This window comes from Chitinophaga sp. 9-1-y (genome assembly GCF_059511905.2).
In genome coordinates, this window is the sequence record NZ_CM197955.1 from 4,293,955 (window position 1) to 4,314,472 (window position 20,518).

The window sequence follows — 20,518 nt, forward strand, 5'->3', positions numbered from 1 at the left end:
AATTTTTTTTTGATGATTGAAAGTAGTTGCTTTCAAGATAAAATGCAAGTTTTTTGAGCAGAAAGCATAAAGCGGAAAGCAAAAAGCTATTGTAACGAATGATTTAAGTATAAAATTGTCTTCCGCCCGGTTCATCCGCTACAATAGCTTTTTGCTTTCCGCTTTATGCTTTCTGCTCAAAAAAAAGTGGTAAATTTAAATCAGAAGAAGAGCTATGAGAGGAATACAATTCACCAGGTTCAACCCGGACGACAACAAGAAGCCACCTTTCCAGAAACTACTGGACCTTTTTACCCAACTCCTTACGTACACCAGCGGAGACGTGTCAGAAGCCCTGCAATGGCTGACTGAGCTGGATAACGAGTATAAACTGACCAACGGGGAGTACGGGATCGGCGACTTCATACAAGAACTGAAAGACAAAGGATATATCCGCGAAAATGAGGAAAGCGGCGACATTGAAATTACTTCCAAAGCAGAACAAACTATCCGGAAAAATGCCCTGGAAGAAATTTTCGGAAAACTGAAAAAATCAGCCACCGGCAATCATAATGTCCGCAAATCCGGCATGGGCGACGAACTCAATGCCGAAACCCGCCCCTTCGAATTCGGCGACGGCGTGGACCAACTGGATATTACCGCCTCTATCCGCAACGCGCAAATCAATCATGGCATCGACAGTTTCTCCATCAGCCAGGACGACCTGGAAGTAAAAGAAACGGATTTCAAAACACAAACGTCTACTGCCCTGATGATCGATATCTCCCACTCCATGATTTTGTATGGGGAAGACAGGATCACACCTGCCAAAAAGGTAGCTATGGCGCTGGCAGAGCTCATCACCACCCGCTACCCGAAAGATACCCTCGACATCATCGTATTTGGCAACGATGCGTGGCAGATAGAAATTAAAGACCTCCCCTACCTCCAGGTAGGCCCTTTCCATACCAATACCGTGGCAGGGCTGGAATTGGCGATGGACCTGCTCCGCCGCCGGCGCAATCCAAACAAACAAATATTCATGATCACCGATGGCAAACCCACCTGCCTGAAAATAGGATCACAATATTATAAAAACAGCTTCGGCCTCGACAGGAAAATACTCAACCGTACCCTCAACCTGGCCGCACAATGCAAAAAATTAAAAATACCCATCACCACTTTTATGGTAGCCTCAGATCCCTGGCTACAGCAGTTTGTACAGGAATTTACTGAAACCAATAACGGTAAAGCGTTCTTTTCCGGTACCGACAAACTCGGACAGTTTCTCTTCCGCGATTTCGAAAGCGGCAAAAGGAAATTCTATTAACAAAAATTCTAAATTACAGATCTGTGTAGATGATAAACACGAAGACTATTCTTCCTAATCTCCCCACCAATCCGTAATTCGTAATTTGTAATTCGTAATTATTAAAGATGAATACAAGCATAAAAACATTAGGCGAACTCAAAAAAAGCGGCTATAAAACAGTATCAGTAAAAGAAGAAATCAGGCGCAACCTGATCAAAAAATTAAAAAATAAAGAAAGCGCTTTCCCCGGCATCATCGGCTACGAAGACACCGTTATCCCGGACACAGAAAGAGCCCTGCTCTCCCGGCATAACATCCTGTTCCTCGGCCTCCGCGGCCAGGCGAAAACACGCATGGCCCGGCAAATGACCGATCTGCTGGATGAATACATCCCCGTGATTGAAGGATCAGAAGTAAATGATGATCCGTTTAATCCACTGTCACGCTACGCTCGTGACCTCATCGCGGAAAAAGGCGACCAAACACCCATCACCTGGCTCCATAGCAGCGCACGGTACGGCGAAAAACTCGCCACCCCGGATGTATCTGTGGCCGACCTGGTAGGTGATATCGATCCGATCAAAGCCGCTAACCTGAAGCTCAGCTACGCCGATGAAAGAGTGATCCACTTCGGTATCATTCCCCGCTCCAACCGCGGCATCTTCGTCATTAATGAGCTCCCCGACCTGCAGGCCCGCATACAGGTATCCCTGTTCAATATCCTCCAGGAAGGCGATATCCAGATCAGGGGCTTCAAAGTGAGAATGCCATTGGATATCCTGTTTGTGTTTACCGCTAACCCGGAAGACTATACGAACCGGGGCTCCATTGTAACGCCGCTGAAAGACAGGATCGAGAGCCAGATCATCACCCACTACCCGAAAACCATCGAAAACGCCCTGCTCATCACCGAACAGGAAGCCGATATACACGACGACCAGGTTAGCAAAGTGCAGATTGCCGATATGGTAAAACGCCTGATCGAACAAGTCTCTTTCGAAGCCCGTGGCAGCGAATACGTAGACAAAAAAAGCGGGGTATCTGCCCGTCTGACCATCGCGGCCTATGAGAATGCGGTCAGCGCCGGAGAACGCCGCGCCATCATCAATAATGAAAAGGAAACACAGGTACGCATAGCCGATCTACAGGCCATCATACCAGCCATCACCGGTAAAATTGAACTGGTATATGAAGGCGAACAGGAAGGCCCGCTGCAGGTAGCACATAACCTGCTCGACAAAGCCATTCGTACCCTCTTTGCCATTTATTTCCCGAATCCGGACTCTTTCAAGAAAAAGAAACAGGGTGCCCCCGCTGAAAACCCTTACCGTAGCGTTATTCAGTGGTTCGACAAAGGCAATTCCGTACAGCTGCTACAAGATGTCAGCGACAAACAATACGAAGCTACCCTCAGCAAAGTGGAAGGTCTGCGGGAACTGATCAAAGCCCGTTTCCCCAAAGCCAATAACAAGGAAGCGTTGCTGCTCATGGAATTTGTACTCCATGGCTTGTCGTCGTACTCGCTCATCAGCAAAAAAGTAGTGGAAAATGAAACCCGCTTCAGTGACCTCCTTGGCACCATGATGAACTTCAGCCTGGGCGGTGATGCAGAAGAACCAGAAGAAGAATAGTGCAGCGAAGGTTGTCGGGGAGCAGGATTAAACTGATTTTCCGATGTTATTTTTTTTGATTTTATAAGATTTAAAAGATGAGGGAAGATATAAGCAAATTTATCCGCTTGTATCTTCCCTCATCTTTTAAAATCAAAAAAATAAAAATCAGTTTAATCCTGCCTCCCGACAAAATCCACTAAAATCCTCCAAAATTTTCCTATTTTGTATTAATTAGTGTCAATCACACAATTATAGAATTCCACAAAACCGTTTTATTACATGAACAATTCCCGTAGAAACTTCATCAAATCGGCTTCCACGTTGGTGGCCGGCGCCGGGCTGGTGTCTGCCCTACCCGCTTCTTTACAGGCGTTACCCCTTAGAACAATCGCTGCCAGTGATCGCCTTAACATTGCTGCCATTGGTATCAATGGCATGGGCTGGGCCGATTTAACGGCTATGCTGAAAAATCCTGCTGCCCAATGCGTGGCGCTCTGTGATGTCGATAAAAATGTGCTCGACAAACGCGTGAGCGAACTGGCCGGCAAAGGCATCAAAGTGAAAGCCTATAGCGATTACCGTAAGCTGTTGGAAGATAAGAACATCGATGCCGTCATCATTGGTACGCCCGACCACTGGCATTGCCTCCAGATGACCGATGCCTGCTCCGCCGGTAAAGATGTATACGTGGAGAAGCCCATGGGCAACTCCATCATCGAATGCCGCGCCATGGTAGGTGCACAACAACGCCATAGCCGCGCCGTACAGGTGGGCCAGTGGCAACGCAGCCAGCAACATTTTAAGGATGCCATCGAATTTGTACACTCCGGAAAACTGGGCAAAGTACGCCTGGTGAAAGCCTGGGCGTATATGGGCTGGATGAAATCTATCCCGGTGAAACCGGATGGCACACCGCCTCCCGGTGTAGACTATGCCTCCTGGCTGGGCCCTGCCACCAAACGGCCTTTCAACGAAAACCGCTTCCACTTTAACTTTCGCTGGTATTGGGACTATGCCGGTGGTCTTATGACCGACTGGGGCGTACACCTGCTCGATTATGCACTGCTGGGCATGAAATCTTCTGCTCCCAAATCCATTATGGCTGCTGGCGGCAAATTCGCGTACCCCGATGACGCCGCGGAAACCCCGGATACCCTCACCACGGTATACGAATTCGAAGATTATAATATTCAATGGGAACAAGCCATTGGCATTGATGGTGGCCCTTATGGCCGTGATCATGGTATTGCTTTTATTGGCAACAATGGCACGCTTGTACTGGACCGCGGCGGCTGGGAAGTGATTCCTGAAAAAGACAAGATGGAAGCCGTGCCCAGGCAAAAATCTGTTGACAACGGCCTCGATCTGCATACCACCAATTTTGTGGAAGTAGTAAAATCCCGCAAGCTGGACGACCTGCACGCATCCGTACAGGTAGGCTCACTGGTGGCTACCACGGCGCAAATGGGCAATATTGCCTATCGCACCGGTAAAAAAATATACTGGGATGCCCAAAAAGGCGCCTTCACCGACAGCGATGCCAACAAACTGCTCGCAGCACAATACCATAACGGGTATAAACTGCCTAACGTAACCGTATAAACGAAAGTAACACCGCCCTTTTCATCTACCTAAAAAATAAAAATAACACATGCGTACGCTATTGCTATCTGCCTGTACTTTATGGTCGCTCACCGCAGCAGCGCAAAATAATGAGCAGATGAAACCCGAAGCCACAGAGGTTTGGGAGCCGGTACCCAAAGTAATTACACCGGGTACTGAAATACTCTCCGCCCCTTCCGATGCCATTGTACTGTTCAATGGCAAAAACCTGGACAACTGGGAATCAGACAAAGGAGGTCCGGCTACCTGGGAAGTAAAAGATGACATCATGACTGTGATAAAAGGCAGTGGTATCATTAAAACCAAACAACAATTCGAGGATTTTCAATTGCATATTGAATGGCGTACACCTGCCGAAGTAAAGGGAGAAAGCCAGGGACGCGGTAACAGCGGCATTTTCATGCAGGAATACTACGAACTACAGGTATTGGATAACTACAATAACCGTACTTACTCCAACGGCCAGGCCGGCAGCTTCTACAAACAAAAAATTCCGCTGGTAAATGCCTGCAAAAAACCGGGCGAATGGCAAACATATGATGTGATCTGGACCGCGCCACGTTTTAACGACGATGGCTCCCTTAAATCACCCGCACGGGCTACTGTATTGCAAAATGGCGTATTGGTACAAAATAACGTGGAACTGGAGGGACAAACACAATACATCGGCAAACCGTCTTATGTAAAACACGGCCCGAAATCTATTGCCCTGCAGGATCATGGCAATCCGGTAAGTTATCGTAACATCTGGATCAGAACGCTCTAAAAGAGCATAAAGCTGAAAGCAAAAAGCAAAAAGCCATCAAAGCGAATGATTAAAGCGTAGAATTAATATCCGCTACTATCATACGCGTCAATGGCTTTTTGCTTTTTGCTTTCAGCTTTATGCTCACACTGCCGCCGGCTCTATATTGAGTGATAAATACACCGCATCGCTGATGGGGTTATCATAATACGCCGCAATAGGCTGAAAGCCTAATGAAGTATATAACTCAATAGCAGAACGCATATGTGCCAGGGTATCGAGCAAAATACGCTTATACCCCAGTCGCTTACTTTCTTCAATAGCGGCCGTGGCAAGGGCTTTCCCCACACCATGTCCTTTAAAAGCATCCTTTACAAAAAGGCGTTTCATCTCTGCAATACTGTTGTCGAATGATCTCACTGCTACACAACCTGCCAACTTCCCATCCACCAATGCCAGGAACAAGGCCCCGGTAGGAGGTACATATACGCCGGGCAAGTGCGCCAGCTCTTCTTCAAATTGCTGAAAACTCAGGTCAACATTTAACCAATTGGCATATTCGCGAAAAAGCAGCTTCACCTGGTCCAGGTGCTTGGAATCTTCGGCGGTTACTTTAATAATCTCTGTCATAACCACTTCTTTTAATTGTATATAAAACGCAAACGGCCTTCTGCATGCAGAAGGCCGTTTGCTTGGATAGTTGTAAACAACATCGCTTTTTAGTAGCTATGTTGCCAGATATCTTTATTATCAAAATTACATACGCTGTGATCTATAGCATTAGTATATCATTGATAAATGTCATGCCTTCTGCTTATTCATCCTGCCTAATGCGGGGGATGCAATATAACCTTTTACATCCACATTTTCATCACTATCAAAATAATTATTTTGAACAACTGAAACCTGCCAGCAGTAAGGCTTTGTAGATGTGGCAGGGCTACCGCAAGGGCTCGTTCTGTAAAATAAAAAGCCAGGGGAGATAAAAAAGAAAAAGCCGCGATATACGCGGCTTTTATCTTTTCTTTGGAGGTTCCGAGCGGATTCGAACCGCTGTACGAGGTTTTGCAGACCTCTGCCTAGCCACTCGGCCACGGAACCATTTGTTGTTTTGAAACGTCCGCCTGATTGCCCCACTGGCGTACATCTCATTCGTTTTGTGGGATTGCAAAAGTAGTAAATTTCTGATTACCACCAAATATTATTTAAAAAATATCTAAAAAATATTTTGATAATAAGGCAGAAGGAAGGAATATTGACCCTGGAAAACAGGAATTGTTGATTCGTGAAAAATAAAAACTAGTACAATGGATAATCGTATTGCTGAATCAGAACTGATCATCAACAGCCGCGGAGCCGTGTATCACCTGGATGTAAGACCAGATGAGCTGGCCCACACCATCATCACCGTTGGCGACCCCGATCGTGTAAGCGCCGTAAGTCAACACTTCGATAAAATAGAAGGAAAATTTCAGCACCGCGAATTTGTTACACATACCGGTTATATAGGTAATAAACGTTTATCAGTAGTCTCTACCGGCATTGGTACAGACAACATCGATATCGTACTCAATGAACTGGATGCACTGGTAAATATTGATTTCAATACCCGGCTCGTTAAACCTGCCCTCACTTCCTTACAGATTATACGCCTCGGTACTTCCGGTGCCCTGCAGGAAGCTATCCCGGTAGACAGCTTCGTGGTATCCTCCCATGGCCTGGGCCTCGATAACCTCATGCCTTACTACGCCTTTGAAAATACCACTGCTGAAAAACAACTGCTGGAAGCCTTCCGCGGACAGGTATTCCTGCAACCCGGCGGCGCTAATCCATGCCTCTTTGAAGCATCTGCCAAATTACACGATCATTTCAAAGATGGTTTTCATACAGGCATCACCGTTACCTGCCCCGGTTTTTATGCACCACAGGGCCGGGTACTGCGCGGTACCTTATCCAATCCAAACCTGATCGATAACCTCACCGGCTTCTCCTACGAGTCACACCGCATCACCAATTTCGAAATGGAAACATCCGCCATTTATGGAATGGGACGGGTACTCGGTCATGAATGCCTCTCTGTCAGCGCCATCGTTGCCAACCGTATCCGCAAAGAATTCAGTAAAGACGGCGGTGCCGCAGTAGCGGCCCTGATTGAAAAAGGACTTGGCATCATTGCCGGTATATAAGCCTTCGCTTATTTTTTTATCTTTGTGATCATGAACAATATCCACTTTTATAAATACCAGGGTACCGGAAATGACTTCGTCATCATGGATAACCGCGACGGAAAATACGACTGGCTCACAGACGAACAGGTGAATGAATTGTGCGATCGCCGCTTTGGCATCGGTGCAGATGGATTAATGTTGCTGAATAAAAGCGAAGACTACGACTTCGCCATGAAATATTATAACGCAGATGGCCGTGAAGGTACCATGTGCGGCAACGGCGGCAGATGCCTCGTTGCCTTTGCCCACAAAATGGGCGTAGGCGATGGCAACCTCTACTTCATCGCAGTAGACGGCGAACACGAGGCTACCATGGACGGCGACAGCTGGGTAAACCTGAAAATGTCAGACGTCCATGACGTAGAACATGGCCCCCTCTACTATTACCTGAACACCGGCTCCCCACACTTCGTAAAATTTGTGGAAGACGTGCAGGCTGTAGACGTTTTCAATGAAGGCCGCGGCATCCGCTACAACGAACGCTTTGCAGCCGAAGGTACCAATGTCAATTTCGTTCAGCCCTTCGAAAATGGCATCTTTGTCCGCACCTACGAAAGAGGCGTGGAAGATGAAACCTATTCCTGTGGTACCGGCGTAACCGCCGCCGCATTAACATTTGCAGGCAAAGAAACTAAAGCATACACCATACCCGTACAAACATTAGGCGGACAACTGGAAGTACGCTTCTCTAAAACCGGAGAACGTACCTTCAGCGATATATGGCTCTGTGGCCCCGCTACACTGGTATTTGAAGGCGATATTACCGTAAAGTAAAAATTACGAATTAGAAATTACGAATTACGGATTTGTGAGAAGATCATTAACGCGAAAATATTCGCTATCATCTCCCCACAAATCCGTAATTCGTAATCCCTAATTCGTAATTCATTTTTAGCAGCAACCTAAACAAACTGGCATGAATTATCACTTAATGGTTGACGATAAGTTCATCAATGACTTCATTCGTGATGCAGAAAAAGTAGCTCCGGGGAAAAATGTGTACATCATTGATAACTGGAAAAACAAATCAAAATTCGTTAAGTCCGACCTGGTAACTTTTGCCCCCTTTTATACACCTGCGTTCAAAGCCATCTTAAAAAAAATAACAAATAAAGACAAAGTATTTGTACACTGGGCTTCTGACCTGGCCGTACAAGCGGTACTCAGTCTCCCTCCCGATGTAGTCACCGGTATGTTTTTCTGGGGTGGTGATGTGGTGGAAATCCCGGCTTCCCGCTTCAAAAAAACGATTTACGGACCATTAAGCCTGCCTTACTTTGAAAAAACAGAAGGACGCCCAAAGCTCAAGCTCAATCCAATGCGGCCTAAACGGGTACTAACGTCCTTCGCCCAACGTTTTTTCAATTACCAGGGCCCGGAACGAACCATCGCCCGCACCCGCGACCTTTTCTTCAAACGACTCAACCTCTTTCTCCACTGGAGTCAAATCGACTACCAATGGGTGCTGAATCATTATACCACACCCGCTCAACATAAATATTTCTTTTACGACTGTGGTCAAAAACCAAATGCGGATGAACTGGCGGTGATGAACGCCACTGCAAAAAACAGCGGCGTAACCACCATCCTGCTGGGCAATTCAGACACCATCACCAATAACCACCTGGAAGCATTACAGGCCTTATCTGCCTACAAAGACAAGCCCATTAAGCTGGTCATCCCACTGAACTATGGCAACACCCAATACGCAGATTTCGTACAAAGTGAGGCCATCCGCATCTTTGGCGCAGATAAAGTAATGGCGTTACGGAGCTTCCTCGCGCGGGATGAGTATTACAAAATGCTCGCACAGGTAGATGTAGCGGTGATGTTCCACTATCGTTCCCAGGCTGCTGGTAATGTGCTGGCATTATTATACAGAGGCAAGAAAATCTTCCTGCACAGTAATAGCACCCTTTACGAGTTGTTGAAAACAAATGATATCACCATTTTTGACTCCAGGGAAATTGGTACGATGGATTTTGAAGAATTTAAAACACCGCTGGATGCAGATACTATTCAGAAAAATGTGGCGGTGGTAGACAGGCTGTTTGATGAAACAGAAAAACTGGCGTCATTGAAGGAATTTTTAAATTAAAGCACAACCTACTTTTTAGTGGTATCACCAAAAGTGATACCACTAAAAACACCCTACTTACTCCCCTCTCCTCATTAACTTATTCCACGTAGTATACACGGTGCTGTTAATATCCCCGGACACCCTGAACACCAACATCAGCGAAGCAAAGAGCACAGCAAACAAAGCTCCCCTGATAGCAATATCTATAATCGGATGTATCATAAACGGGATCCACATGGTAGCCAGGTACGCTACCAGCCCTACGGCGATGGCTTTCACCGTATTCATAGTAAAGGGTTGCAAATCAAACTTAATCCAGAGAAACAGGTACCTGATAAGATTAAACACAAATATGGAAATGAGTTCAGCATACCCCGATCCTATCATTCCCAACGTCTTGATCAGGAAAAAATTCAGCGGGAAAGACAACGCCAGCAACACAATAGAGCTATACAAATCATAACGCCAGAAACGGGACGTTGCCAGCACCTGGCTGTTTAAACCTGTTCCCATATCTATTACCCGGGCCAAACACAGGTAGAGCACTACATATTTCCCCTGACTATATCCTGCTGGTAACAACTTGAAAAAGTTATCAATGTTCAGCCAGATAATGAGAAAAATAAACAGGCCGTAAATCAGTTGTAACAAAGACGACTTGGTATACACTTCGTCAATCTTCGCCATATCCCGCTCTTTCCATGCCTGGGCCAGCACCGGCAAACCAATGGCAGACATACTGCGCTGCGGAATCAATATCAGGGTAGATACATAGGTAACAATAGTGAGGTAAGCCACATCTTCCAATCCACCGGTACTGGCAAGAATTAGCGGCGCAATATTCTTTGCCAGCAACGAAAATAAGATAGCCCCCAATAACGAGAAAGAGTAAGTCGCCATCCGCCTGGACAATCTTCGCGTCACCTTGCTCACCTTAAAGGTGAAATGCAGAAAGTCGCGCTGATACAGGTATACCATCAACGCCACCAGCAATATCCCATACAGCAGTGAAAACAACCAGAAGAAAGTATCCAGGTTGATCCATCTGAAATAATAAGCCACTATCAATACCGTGGTCAGTAAACGCAGTACCAGCTCTTTCAGGAAATTCGGGAACACAGACAAGTGCCGCGAGCCACTGTAACTTTCGAAAACAGCAAATACCGCAAACAAAAAAACGTTGGGATATAACAGGTAAAAATATTCAATAAACAACCGCGACTTCTCTATATAAGCTCCTACAATCAGGCTTTTGAAAAGGAAAGTACCGGCCACAAACAAAGTAAACCCTATCAGCGTAGCTACCAACGCCCAGGTTAACATATCGTTATCTTTATTCTTCAGGTGACTGGAATAGTAGGGGAAAAACCGGCTAATGGTTGGCACCGAACTCAGGGTACATACCGGCACCAGGATCATGGCAATTTCAGGTAACAGGCGGGTCAGTGCAAACTGCTCCTTGCTGAATACATGGGGAAATAAGAATACAATGTTAATACCTCCTACCGCAAAACCAAGGTAAATCAACAATGTTGAATTGATACTCTGTTGTTTTATTACGCCCATTTATATATAAATAAAATTAACTATTCCCTAATTTGCAATATTACGCTAAATGGAACAGGATTCAACATTTTAACTACCTTTGCGCCCGATGATCCAGTATTTCACAAATATAGATTCCAAAACTGTTGAAATAAAACAGCCGGAAAACGGTGCCTGGGTAAATATTACCCCTCCCCTGAAACAGGCTGAATTTGAACAGTTATCCGAAGAGTTGGATATCCCGCTGGACTTCCTCACGGATTCCCTCGATATCGACGAAAAATCAAGGTATGAGCTGGAAGACAATGTGAAACTCATTGTACTGAAAACCCCCACCGAAAATAATTCGATCAACGAAAGTGATGCCTTCTATATCACTATCCCGATTGTAATTATCCTGACCCACCACCAGATTATCACGGTCAACTCCTTTGATAATACGGCGATCAAGAAATTTCTGAACACCTTCCATAACCGCTCCCCGGAGAAAAGGAATATGATGGTGCTGAAAATCTTCGAAAAAGTGGTCATCAATTTCCTCGATTACCTGAAAGAAATCAACCAGCGCAGGAATATGCTGGAAGCTAAACTCTATGATTCCAACCGGAATGAAGAGCTATTGGGTATCATGCGTATCCAGAAAAGCCTGGTATACTTCGTGACTGCCCTGCGCAGCAATGAACTCCTGCTGATGAAGCTGGAACGGACCAATTTCCTGGGCCTCAACGAAGATGAAAAGGAATTTCTGCATGATTTAATTGTAGATACTTCCCAGGCACTGGAAATGGCCAACGTATACACCAATATCCTCAGTAGTACCATGGATGCCTTTGCAAGCATCATCTCCAATAACCTGAACGTGGTAATGAAACGCCTGACGTCCATTACCATTATCCTTACATTTCCCATGCTGGTGGCCAGTATCTATGGCATGAACGTAGACATCCCCTATCAGCATACCATGCACGCCTTCTATATACCAGTCATCCTTTCGATTGCTATTTCTGTAGTGATCAGCTGGTATTTTATGAAGAAGAAATGGTTCTGACCATTAACTGATACAACCATATGAAAACAGGATTTAACGTAAGAGTTTACGGTATCATGATCAACGAACACCAGCAGGTGCTGGTCAGCGATGAGTATATCCGTGGCGGTTATTTTACCAAATTCCCCGGTGGGGGCCTCGAATTTGGTGAAGGCACCATCGAATGTGTGATAAGAGAATGGCAGGAAGAACTGGGGCAAGATGTAAAAGTAGTAGAGCACATTTATACTACCGACTTCTTCCAGATCTCTGCTTTTGATAACGAAACACAAATCATCTCTATCTATTACCTGGTCAGCCCTACCTCTCCTTTTACGGCCAACGTAAGTACTACTCCTTTTGACTTTACGGTACCAGAAGGCGTAGAAGAAGTAGAGCGCGCCCGCTGGATAGACTGGAACGAGTTTTCCTCCGATGCGGTTACCTTGCCCATCGATAAAGTAGTGGCAGATATTGTTAAAGAAAGATACTAATAGAGCAGAAAGCATAAAGGAGAAAGCAAAAAGCTATTGAGGTGAATGATCAAAGCGAATTAATATCCGCAAAAGTCATTCTTCTCAATAGCTTTTTGCTTTCTCCTTTATGCTTTCTGCTATTCATTAACTACCGGATCCACCAGCGGATGCTCTTTGCCCATAGCCGCTAACTTCATTTTTTTCGCCAGGTCATGCCCCAGGAAACGTTCTATCCGGTGCTCCAACAGGTAGATTAATGGTGTAAGTGCCACTGCCAGTACAAATTTGTAGCTGTAGTTCACCATACAAATGGCGAGTACCCGTTGCCAGCTCCAGTTATTCCCCAGCTTAAAGGCAATAAACAATACAATAAAGCTGTCTACCAGTTGCGACACAATAGTGGAACCTGTAGCCCGCAGCCATACATGCTTATCGCCGGTACGTTTTTTAATACGGTGAAATACCGTTACATCCACGATCTGGCTTACCAGGAAAGCGGTTAAGCTACCGAGAATGATCCACATGCCCTGTCCAAAAATGCTGGTAAAGGCGGTTTGCATATTGGGAACACCATCTGCAGCCTTGCTACCTACCCACCAGCCGTCTGCCGGTACATTGATAGCCACCATAAACATAATGAAGGCATAAGAAATCAGTGCCACTGCGATGTAAGAAATACGGCGCACCGCCTTCGGGCCAAAATATTCATTCACAATATCCGTCATCACAAACTCTAATGGCCACAACAATACCCCTGCGGTTAACGTATAGGATAATCCCGCCTCTCCAAACAGGGTAAATTTATGCGGTGTCTGACCAAATAGTTGTTCCAGTGAGAATAGCTTTCCGCCAATACATTCCGCAATCAATGCGTTGGCCACAAAAAAACTGGTGAATATAACGAACAGCTTAGTAGGCTTGTCGTTTAACAGATGCTTGATCATTTAGTAATTAACTATGAGTTGAAATATAAAAATGGCAATGTTGAGCAAATATAGCCAGGGAGGCAATGTCTTCCATTGTATTTTTTTTAACAATAGCAGCAGCCCGGTCAGCACACAAACCAATCCATTCAACGGGAAAGCAATCCCCACACCCAATACCAGCACATGATTCACGACAGTATCTAACGAATGATCATATACCGTAATACGCAGGATTTCACTGATTAGAAAGCAAAGATTGCATATAAAAGCAAATTTTAGAAGGAACCGTATCCAGCGCATATTGAAATTTCGGATAAATTACAGTTATTTTTGTTTCTTTAAAACTAAATCCAAAATATCCGATGAAGCAAAACTGGCTAAAAGCCATTCTTCCGCACCTTGCAGCAATAGGTATCTTCCTGCTGTTGGCGGTGGTGTATTGTTCTCCCGTCCTGGAAGGTAAAGTAGTAAACCAGGCCGATATGAAGAATGTGGAGGGAATGGCGAAAGAGGCAAAGGACTTTTATGAAGCAACCGGTGAACGCCCTTTATGGACCAACAGCATGTTTTCAGGCATGCCGTCTTATGTGATTTATACTGGTCCTGGTTCCAACCGGATGGCCTACATGAACGCGGTCACTACCCTGAAAACGCCTTTCCCTATTAATATGTTGCTCATGGCGATGCTGAGCATGTACCTGCTCCTTAGCGTCCTGGATTTCAAATACTGGATCCGTGTCATGGGAGCCGTTGCCTTTACGTTTTGCTCCTACAACGTGATCATTATAGACGTAGGCCATATCACCAAAATGTTCGACATCGCGCTGATGCCGGCTGTATTGGCGGGAATTATACTCGCCTACCGTGGCAAGCTACTCACCGGCGCTGCATTAACAGCCCTGGCTACCGGCATGCTCATCTATAATAACCACCTGCAGATTATTTATTATACCCTGATCATGGTGGGCTGCCTGGCAGTGGGCGCTTTTGTTCATGCCCTCCGGGAGAAGCAAATACCACAGTTCTTAAAAGCATCCGGCCTGCTCGCCATTGCCGGTACACTGGCAGTACTTACTTCCATGGACAGCCTGTTGATGCTCCGCGAGTATACCGATTATACAATGCGTGGCAGCAAATCCGAACTCACCCTCGACCAGGGCGATATTACACAAAAGAAATCTACTGGTCTGGATATAGACTACGCATACGACTGGAGCTATGGTAAGGCTGAATCAGGTACCTTCCTGATTCCTGGTTACGTAGGTAACTCTTCTGCACAGAAACTGGGCAGCAATTCCAACTTTGCACAACAAATGGTCAGCCTGGGCGTACCTGCCCAACAGGTGGAGCAATTTGTTGAACAACAGAAATTACCGGTATACTATGGCGCCCAGTCCAAAGGCACCTCCGGCCCGGTATATGTTGGTGCTATCATTTGCTTCCTGTTCGTATTATCGTTACTGTTAGTGAAAAGCTGGCATAAATGGTGGTTGGTAGCAGTAACCATTGTAGGCTTCATACTGGCATGGGGTAAGAACCTGGCATTCATCAACGACTTCCTGTTCTATCATCTCCCCCTCTATAACAAATTCCGTGCACCTGCACAGGCATTGGTACTGCCTTCTCTCACTTTCGTAGTGTTGGGATGCTGGGGATTACAGGAAGTGATCAGCAGCAAACTCTCCAAAGCGGATCTGCTGAAAAAACTGAAAGAAGCCCTGTTCATTACAGGTGGTATACTCCTCAGCTTTGTGTTAATCAGCTATTTCTTCACCGGCTTCAGCAGTGCCAGCGATGCCAATATGCTGGGCTATTTCTCCCAGATGATGGGCGGCGAAGAAAATGGTAAACTCCTGATCCGCGCCCTGGAAAAAGATCGCAGTAGCCTGCTCATCAAAGATGCATTCCGCTCTGCTATCTTCATCCTTATTGCGGCAGGTGCTATCTGGGCCTATCTCAAGGATAAAATAAAATGGCAGGCTGCCCTCCTCATCATCACCGGCGCAGTTGCCATCGACCTCTTGCAGGTAGATAAAAATTACCTGAACAACGATAGCTTCGTAGATGATATGAGCTATATGCAGGTAATGCAGCCGTCTGCTGCTGACCAGCAAATCAAACAGGACCCGGATCCTTACTACCGCGTATTTAATGTTACTACAGCACCGTTTGATGATGCCTCCCCTTCCTACTTCCACAAAAATATCGGCGGCTACAGCCCCGCTAAATTGTGGATCTACCAGGATCTCATCACCCATCAGATCTCCAAACAAAATATGCACGTGCTGAACATGCTCAACACGAAATATTTTATTGTACCTGATCAGAAGGGCGGCCAACCCGTTGCTCAACGTAATCCTGGCGCTTACGGGAATGCCTGGTTTGTGAAAGATATCATCTGGGCGCCAGACGCCAATACAGAAATGAAAACGCTGGACTACCTGAACACCCGCGATTCCGCTGTCATTGACAAACGCTTTGCTGCACAACTGGGTGCTTTCAAACCCGGCGCCGACAGCAGCGCCAGCATCAAGCTCACCAAATACGGCCTGAATAAACTGGAATATGCATCGCATAACCCACAGGAAGGTTTTGGTGTATTCTCTGAAATATACTACCCTGCCGGCTGGAAAGCATTTATCGATGGCAATCCCGCTGATATCATCCGCACCGACTATGCGCTGCGTGGTATCAAAATTCCTGCAGGTGACCATAAAATTGAAATGCGCTTCGAGCCTACGAAAATATTCACCGGCTTAAAAATTGCAGGCATTTCTTCCATATTGCTGCTGCTCCTGGTAGCTGCTATCTTTGGATGGGATTTTTATCAATACATCAAAGGGGAGCCGAAAGCATAAAGGAGAAAGCAAAAAGCCATTGAGGCGAATGATTAAAGCGTAAGGTTATTTCCGCTTATATCATTCGCCTCAATGGCTTTTTGCTTTCTCCTTTATGCTTTCGGCTTTCTCTAGTATCGCTTGGAAAAGATGTATCGCAATCCTATGAACAAATGATGCGCAAAATTGGGAATATGCCCGTAATAACGGCTCAGTATCTTATACCGTTCCTTCCAGGCCAGTTGCTGATGTTGCTTGGAAGTACCACCTACCCTGAATCGCGCTACCACCACATGTGTATGACAAATGTTCCTGGACGCCTTTAAAGTACGGATCATCCAGTCTATATCTGCACAAACTTTATATTGCAAATCATATAACGGGCTTAAACTACGACGAATCACATAGGCCTGGTGCGACACTACCATACCATGTTTCAGGCTTTTCCAGGTAAGCTGCTCCGGCACCTGATGCGGCGTTTGTTCAGAACGCAGGCCAATATCCACCCCATTTTCATCCATGAACATGGCTTCCCCGTAGTATACGTCTGCATGCGCACAGGTAGCAAACATTTTACTCACCACCGTTGCATCCGCCAATACATCATCTGCATTTAAAAACAACAGGTAGTCCCCTGTAGCCAGCTGCATACCTTTATTCATGGCATCATACAGGCCCTTATCTTTTTCAGAAATCACTTTGGCAATACGGGAACGGTATTTCTCAATCACCCCCAGCGTATTATCCCTGGAAGCGCCATCCACAATAATGTATTCAATATGCGGATAGGTTTGCGCCAGCACGCTCTGAATGGTGCTTTCTATAAATTTCTCCGCATTAAAACATACGGTGATAATACTCAATACCGGGTTTGCTGATTGGCTCATGTAAATAATTATAGTGGTTCCTTTACCACGGATTGAAACAACTCATAATATTGTTTGGCTACCACCGGCATACTAAAACGCTGTTCTACGTATGCCCGCGCCGCCTTACCGAACAGGCGGCAACGCACCGGGTCCTGCAATAAAGACAACGTATGCGCCGCAAATTGTTCCTGGTTGCCTGGCGCTATCACATACCCCGTTTCCCCATGCTTTACTATTTCCCGGCAACCACCTACATCAAACGTAATACAGGCCGTTTCACAACTGCTGGCTTCTATCAACACATTGGGCAGGTTATCTGCTTTGGTGGGATAGAAGAATATATCACTGGCGCTATAGCACTGCATCATTTTCTGCGTATCCTTCACGTATCCGGTGTACACACACTCCAGGTGCCTGAAGGTGCCCGGTAGGCGATCCCTGCCAATCATGAGCAGGTATACTTTATGTGTCAGCTGTTGATCCAGCCGTTGTAATATTTGCAGTAATTCCGCGCCTCCTTTAAACTCGCTGTTAAACAGCCTTTCGGATACAAAGGTAATAACGGACGCATCTGCCGGTAATCCCAACGCCTGCCGGGAAGCGGCCCGGTCCTGTGGCAGAAAATAATCTGTATCAATCGGATTGGGAATATGATATAACGGCTCCTCCCGGGTGAGCGGACTTTCCAGGGTCATATTGTATAGCCATTCAGAAGGAGAAACGATGTGCAGGTCGCTCGCGGCATACAGGCGTTGCTTTCTGCGCATGAGGTAATTACCGGTGGGTAATCCCATGGCAGGGGAATGTGTATGCTCCGATTTGCCGGCCCTGCCTGATTTCCAGGCGGTGTCGCCAAAAGTATGCGCGGCATTGCCGGTCAGGGCCCACATATCATGCAGGGTCCACACTACCGGGGCGAGTACGGACAAACGCGGCAACAACGTAGCATCAAAGTAGCCACCGTGTATATTATGTAAACTGATAACGTCCGGCTGAAAAGCACGCGCAGCACGCATGATGACCGGCGTAGAGAAAGGAAAATATAAATATTGTAACCCCAGCTTATTGCTGACTACATTCAGTCCTCTTTCTATCACATTGCGTACCATACCCGGACGGGTAACAGTAACACCGGCAGATGCCCGGTGCGTACCTACCACAAAATGATTGTCGGTATGATAATACTGCGAAAGCCCGGCTGCTATCCGTTGCGCTGCAATCGCTGCACCGCCGCTGTTCTCATATTTATTGATAAAAAGTATTCTCACCCGCTAGTATTTAAAGAACTGTTGCATATGCCTGCGAAATACGTCAATGGGCCAGTCGCGCACCAGGATACGGGGCAAGGCATATGGATTGCTCCAGCTATGCACCTGTCCGTAGTAATTGGCCGTCACCAGTTGTAAACCCAGTTTCTGACAGGCTTTTATACTATCTGCGTTGTAATAACGTTTGGTTCCCAGGAATTTCCGGCCGCCAAAAGGATAAGAGAAATGTACCTGGGGCGCGCCCAGTGTGCTTTCCAGTATTTCCTTCGACCTGCCTATTTCTTCATATTGTTCTTCGTAGCTCAACATCCCTACTGCCGGATGCCGGTGGGTGTGGCAACCAATGGTAGCATAGGCTGCATTGTTCATCCCTTTTAGTTCGTCCCAGGTCATAAGGCGATGCGTAGGCCGGCCAATAGCATCTTTGCCGGACCATTCATATAATTGCGCCATCGCGGCATCAATCATATCCGGTTTGCAGAAACGTAACACCTGCTGCAGGGCATAATAGGTTTCCCGTATAGCCGTGAGCGTGTCTGTGGGGTATTGCCACATCTGCCCGTTAATATGAATACGTAATACCGGTGGCAGATTGCTGTCGGTGAGCAGGATACGTTCCAGGTCATCCCACCACAACTCGTAATTCGTATTCAGTTTGGAAGTGGTGATATAAAAAAGGGCAGGTACCTGCCGTTGCGTCAATATCGGCAACGCTTCGTGGTAGTTGTCGGCGTATCCGTCATCAAACGTAATAAACACAGACCTTTCCGGGAATGCCTTCTTATTTTTTACGTGATATAAAAAGCGATCGGCATCCAGTACAGTATAGTCAGATGCCAGGTGGGTAAGCTGTGCATTGAAGTTGGCGGGCGTAACAGACAAGTCCTGCGGGTCCTGCTGTAAGGTAGTGACCCGGTGATACAATAAGATCACTGCCGGCCGCTGCACTTTGTTCGCCACATAGTGCATCACTGAAAATACTTTTTGACTCACGTTTCCCATCAGATAGTACTTTATAATCGTATCAGGCGCGCTTGATATTAAGCACCACCGGTGACTTTTCTCCAGTATTTTTTGAGCCTGTTTTTAATTTTTGCGGGAATAGTCATCCCGGCTTTTGCCCGCAGAAATTTAGAAAACAATTTCTCCATCGGCAGGTTATTCTGTACCGGGATATCGCCTACGGGGATGGGCGACTGGCACACTTCTGTATATAAGTAATCTTCGGCGGTACTATGATGCGTTGCGGCAACGCCGTTGCCATCATGTCTTACCAGCGATTTCACCGGGTATAACGTCAGCATATCATGCAGGTAGGCGGTACCTCTCCAGCGAATGGCCCAGGAACTTACCTTACCTTGTTTATGCTGCCGTAGCATCCTGTAAAACGGGTAAGCACCCCATAAATCAAATGCCCGTTTCAACCCTTTGGCTTTTATCTCAGTCATCACCTTATCGGTATCCGCTTCAAACTTGCTCCAGGCACGGCTCCAGGTACCCCATCCGAGACTGCCCGGGTCATGCACCAGGAAAGTAGTGTCGGCATAGTTAGCTGGCATTTCAAATGGATACAGATAACCATGCACCGCCATCAGCTTTTCTTCCTCCGCATATTTGACCAGTGCATCGTTCATATATTTCAGGAAGAAGGGCGACAGCGTCAGGTCATCTTCCAAAACAATTATTTTACCGTGCTGACCAATCACTTCTGTTACCCCGTCAATTACGGAGGTAGCCAGTCCTTTGTTTTTCTCCGATTCCCGAATCACTACCTGTTTACACCATGGCTGGCTGCGCACTATTTCCCGCACCTGTTTAATCCGTTCCAGCTGTTCCGGGGAAGCCCCTGCTTTGGCGCCATCACAGTACACATATAAGGTACTTTCTTTCGCTTCCTCATTTTTGCTCAGGCACTGCAAAGTATTGAGCGTCAAATCAGGTCGGTTGTAAACAAATAGTACGATGGGAGCGAATTCCATAAATGTAATAA

17 protein-coding genes and 1 tRNA gene are annotated in these 20,518 nt (G+C 46.3%); 10 read left to right on the forward strand and 8 right to left on the reverse strand.

Annotated elements, in window-relative coordinates; genetic code table 11:
- The first annotated feature begins 214 nt into the window (after positions 1–214).
- The 4 genes from AC5ZC7_RS16905 (at position 215) to AC5ZC7_RS16920 (ending at position 5,293) form a co-directional block, all read left to right on the forward strand.
- Positions 215–1,309, forward strand: coding sequence for a VWA domain-containing protein (locus AC5ZC7_RS16905; RefSeq protein ID WP_496157734.1), 1,095 nt, complete (start codon positions 215–217; stop codon positions 1,307–1,309).
- Between the two features lie 107 nt (positions 1,310–1,416).
- A complete protein-coding gene (locus tag AC5ZC7_RS16910; protein ID WP_496157733.1) occupies positions 1,417–2,922 on the forward strand; it encodes a magnesium chelatase in 1,506 nt (501 codons plus the stop codon).
- 261 nt (positions 2,923–3,183) lie between these two features.
- A complete protein-coding gene (locus tag AC5ZC7_RS16915) occupies positions 3,184–4,506 on the forward strand; it encodes a Gfo/Idh/MocA family oxidoreductase (protein WP_496157732.1) in 1,323 nt (440 codons plus the stop codon).
- 49 nt (positions 4,507–4,555) lie between these two features.
- Positions 4,556–5,293 carry a 3-keto-alpha-glucoside-1,2-lyase-like domain-containing protein gene (locus AC5ZC7_RS16920; RefSeq protein WP_496157731.1) on the forward strand — a complete coding sequence of 246 codons (738 nt, stop codon included), beginning with the start codon at positions 4,556–4,558 and terminating at the stop codon, positions 5,291–5,293.
- 123 nt (positions 5,294–5,416) lie between these two features.
- Here the strand turns inward: AC5ZC7_RS16920 and AC5ZC7_RS16925 are convergent, their stop codons facing one another.
- Together AC5ZC7_RS16925 and AC5ZC7_RS16930 are read right to left on the reverse strand one after the other, a co-directional pair.
- On the reverse strand, positions 5,417–5,902 hold the full coding sequence (locus AC5ZC7_RS16925; RefSeq protein ID WP_496157730.1) for a GNAT family N-acetyltransferase: 486 nt from the start codon (positions 5,900–5,902) through the stop codon (positions 5,417–5,419).
- A 397-nt stretch (positions 5,903–6,299) separates the two neighbouring features.
- Positions 6,300–6,373: transfer RNA gene (locus tag AC5ZC7_RS16930), tRNA-Cys, on the reverse strand.
- Between the two features lie 206 nt (positions 6,374–6,579).
- Here AC5ZC7_RS16930 and AC5ZC7_RS16935 point away from each other — a divergent pair.
- The 3 genes from AC5ZC7_RS16935 to AC5ZC7_RS16945 all read left to right on the forward strand — a co-directional run bounded on the left by AC5ZC7_RS16935 (position 6,580) and on the right by AC5ZC7_RS16945 (position 9,598).
- Positions 6,580–7,458 (forward strand): phosphorylase family protein, encoded by an 879-nt coding sequence (locus tag AC5ZC7_RS16935; protein WP_496157729.1) that lies wholly within the window; start codon positions 6,580–6,582, stop codon positions 7,456–7,458.
- Positions 7,459–7,488: 30 nt separating this feature from the next.
- On the forward strand, positions 7,489–8,274 hold the full coding sequence (dapF, locus tag AC5ZC7_RS16940; protein WP_496157728.1) for a diaminopimelate epimerase: 786 nt from the start codon (positions 7,489–7,491) through the stop codon (positions 8,272–8,274).
- A 142-nt stretch (positions 8,275–8,416) separates the two neighbouring features.
- Complete coding sequence (locus AC5ZC7_RS16945) at positions 8,417–9,598, forward strand: TDP-N-acetylfucosamine:lipid II N-acetylfucosaminyltransferase family protein (protein ID WP_496157727.1); 1,182 nt, start codon at positions 8,417–8,419, stop codon at positions 9,596–9,598.
- 57 nt (positions 9,599–9,655) lie between these two features.
- Here AC5ZC7_RS16945 and AC5ZC7_RS16950 read toward each other — a convergent pair whose 3' ends face one another.
- Positions 9,656–11,146 (reverse strand): lipopolysaccharide biosynthesis protein, encoded by a 1,491-nt coding sequence (locus AC5ZC7_RS16950; RefSeq protein WP_496157726.1) that lies wholly within the window; start codon positions 11,144–11,146, stop codon positions 9,656–9,658.
- Positions 11,147–11,234: 88 nt separating this feature from the next.
- Here AC5ZC7_RS16950 and AC5ZC7_RS16955 point away from each other — a divergent pair, with 88 nt between their 5' ends.
- Both AC5ZC7_RS16955 and AC5ZC7_RS16960 read left to right on the forward strand, forming a co-directional pair.
- Positions 11,235–12,173, forward strand: coding sequence for a CorA family divalent cation transporter (locus tag AC5ZC7_RS16955; RefSeq protein WP_496157725.1), 939 nt, complete (start codon positions 11,235–11,237; stop codon positions 12,171–12,173).
- Between the two features lie 20 nt (positions 12,174–12,193).
- A complete protein-coding gene (locus tag AC5ZC7_RS16960; protein WP_496157724.1) occupies positions 12,194–12,646 on the forward strand; it encodes an NUDIX domain-containing protein in 453 nt (150 codons plus the stop codon).
- A 119-nt stretch (positions 12,647–12,765) separates the two neighbouring features.
- On the opposite strand, the gene AC5ZC7_RS16965 is transcribed toward AC5ZC7_RS16960, so the two are convergent.
- Positions 12,766–13,572, reverse strand: a complete 807-nt coding sequence (locus tag AC5ZC7_RS16965) for a queuosine precursor transporter (protein ID WP_496157723.1) — start codon at positions 13,570–13,572, stop codon at positions 12,766–12,768.
- 344 nt (positions 13,573–13,916) lie between these two features.
- Here AC5ZC7_RS16965 and AC5ZC7_RS16970 point away from each other — a divergent pair, with 344 nt between their 5' ends.
- Positions 13,917–16,412 (forward strand): YfhO family protein, encoded by a 2,496-nt coding sequence (locus tag AC5ZC7_RS16970; RefSeq protein WP_496157722.1) that lies wholly within the window; start codon positions 13,917–13,919, stop codon positions 16,410–16,412.
- Positions 16,413–16,522: 110 nt separating this feature from the next.
- On the opposite strand, the gene AC5ZC7_RS16975 is transcribed toward AC5ZC7_RS16970, so the two are convergent.
- Genes AC5ZC7_RS16975 through AC5ZC7_RS16990 form a run of 4 tightly spaced genes read right to left on the reverse strand, consistent with a single transcriptional unit; the run spans position 16,523 to position 20,462 of the window.
- Entirely contained in the window at positions 16,523–17,278 is a 756-nt protein-coding gene (locus tag AC5ZC7_RS16975; protein WP_496157721.1) for a glycosyltransferase, read from the reverse strand.
- Between the two features lie 8 nt (positions 17,279–17,286).
- Positions 17,287–18,528 (reverse strand): glycosyltransferase, encoded by a 1,242-nt coding sequence (locus AC5ZC7_RS16980; protein WP_496157720.1) that lies wholly within the window; start codon positions 18,526–18,528, stop codon positions 17,287–17,289.
- Between the two features lie 3 nt (positions 18,529–18,531).
- Positions 18,532–19,530, reverse strand: coding sequence for a polysaccharide deacetylase family protein (locus AC5ZC7_RS16985; RefSeq protein WP_496157719.1), 999 nt, complete (start codon positions 19,528–19,530; stop codon positions 18,532–18,534).
- A gap of 38 nt (positions 19,531–19,568) precedes the next feature.
- Positions 19,569–20,462 carry a hypothetical protein gene (locus AC5ZC7_RS16990; protein ID WP_496157718.1) on the reverse strand — a complete coding sequence of 298 codons (894 nt, stop codon included), beginning with the start codon at positions 20,460–20,462 and terminating at the stop codon, positions 19,569–19,571.
- Positions 20,463–20,518: the final 56 nt, after the last annotated feature.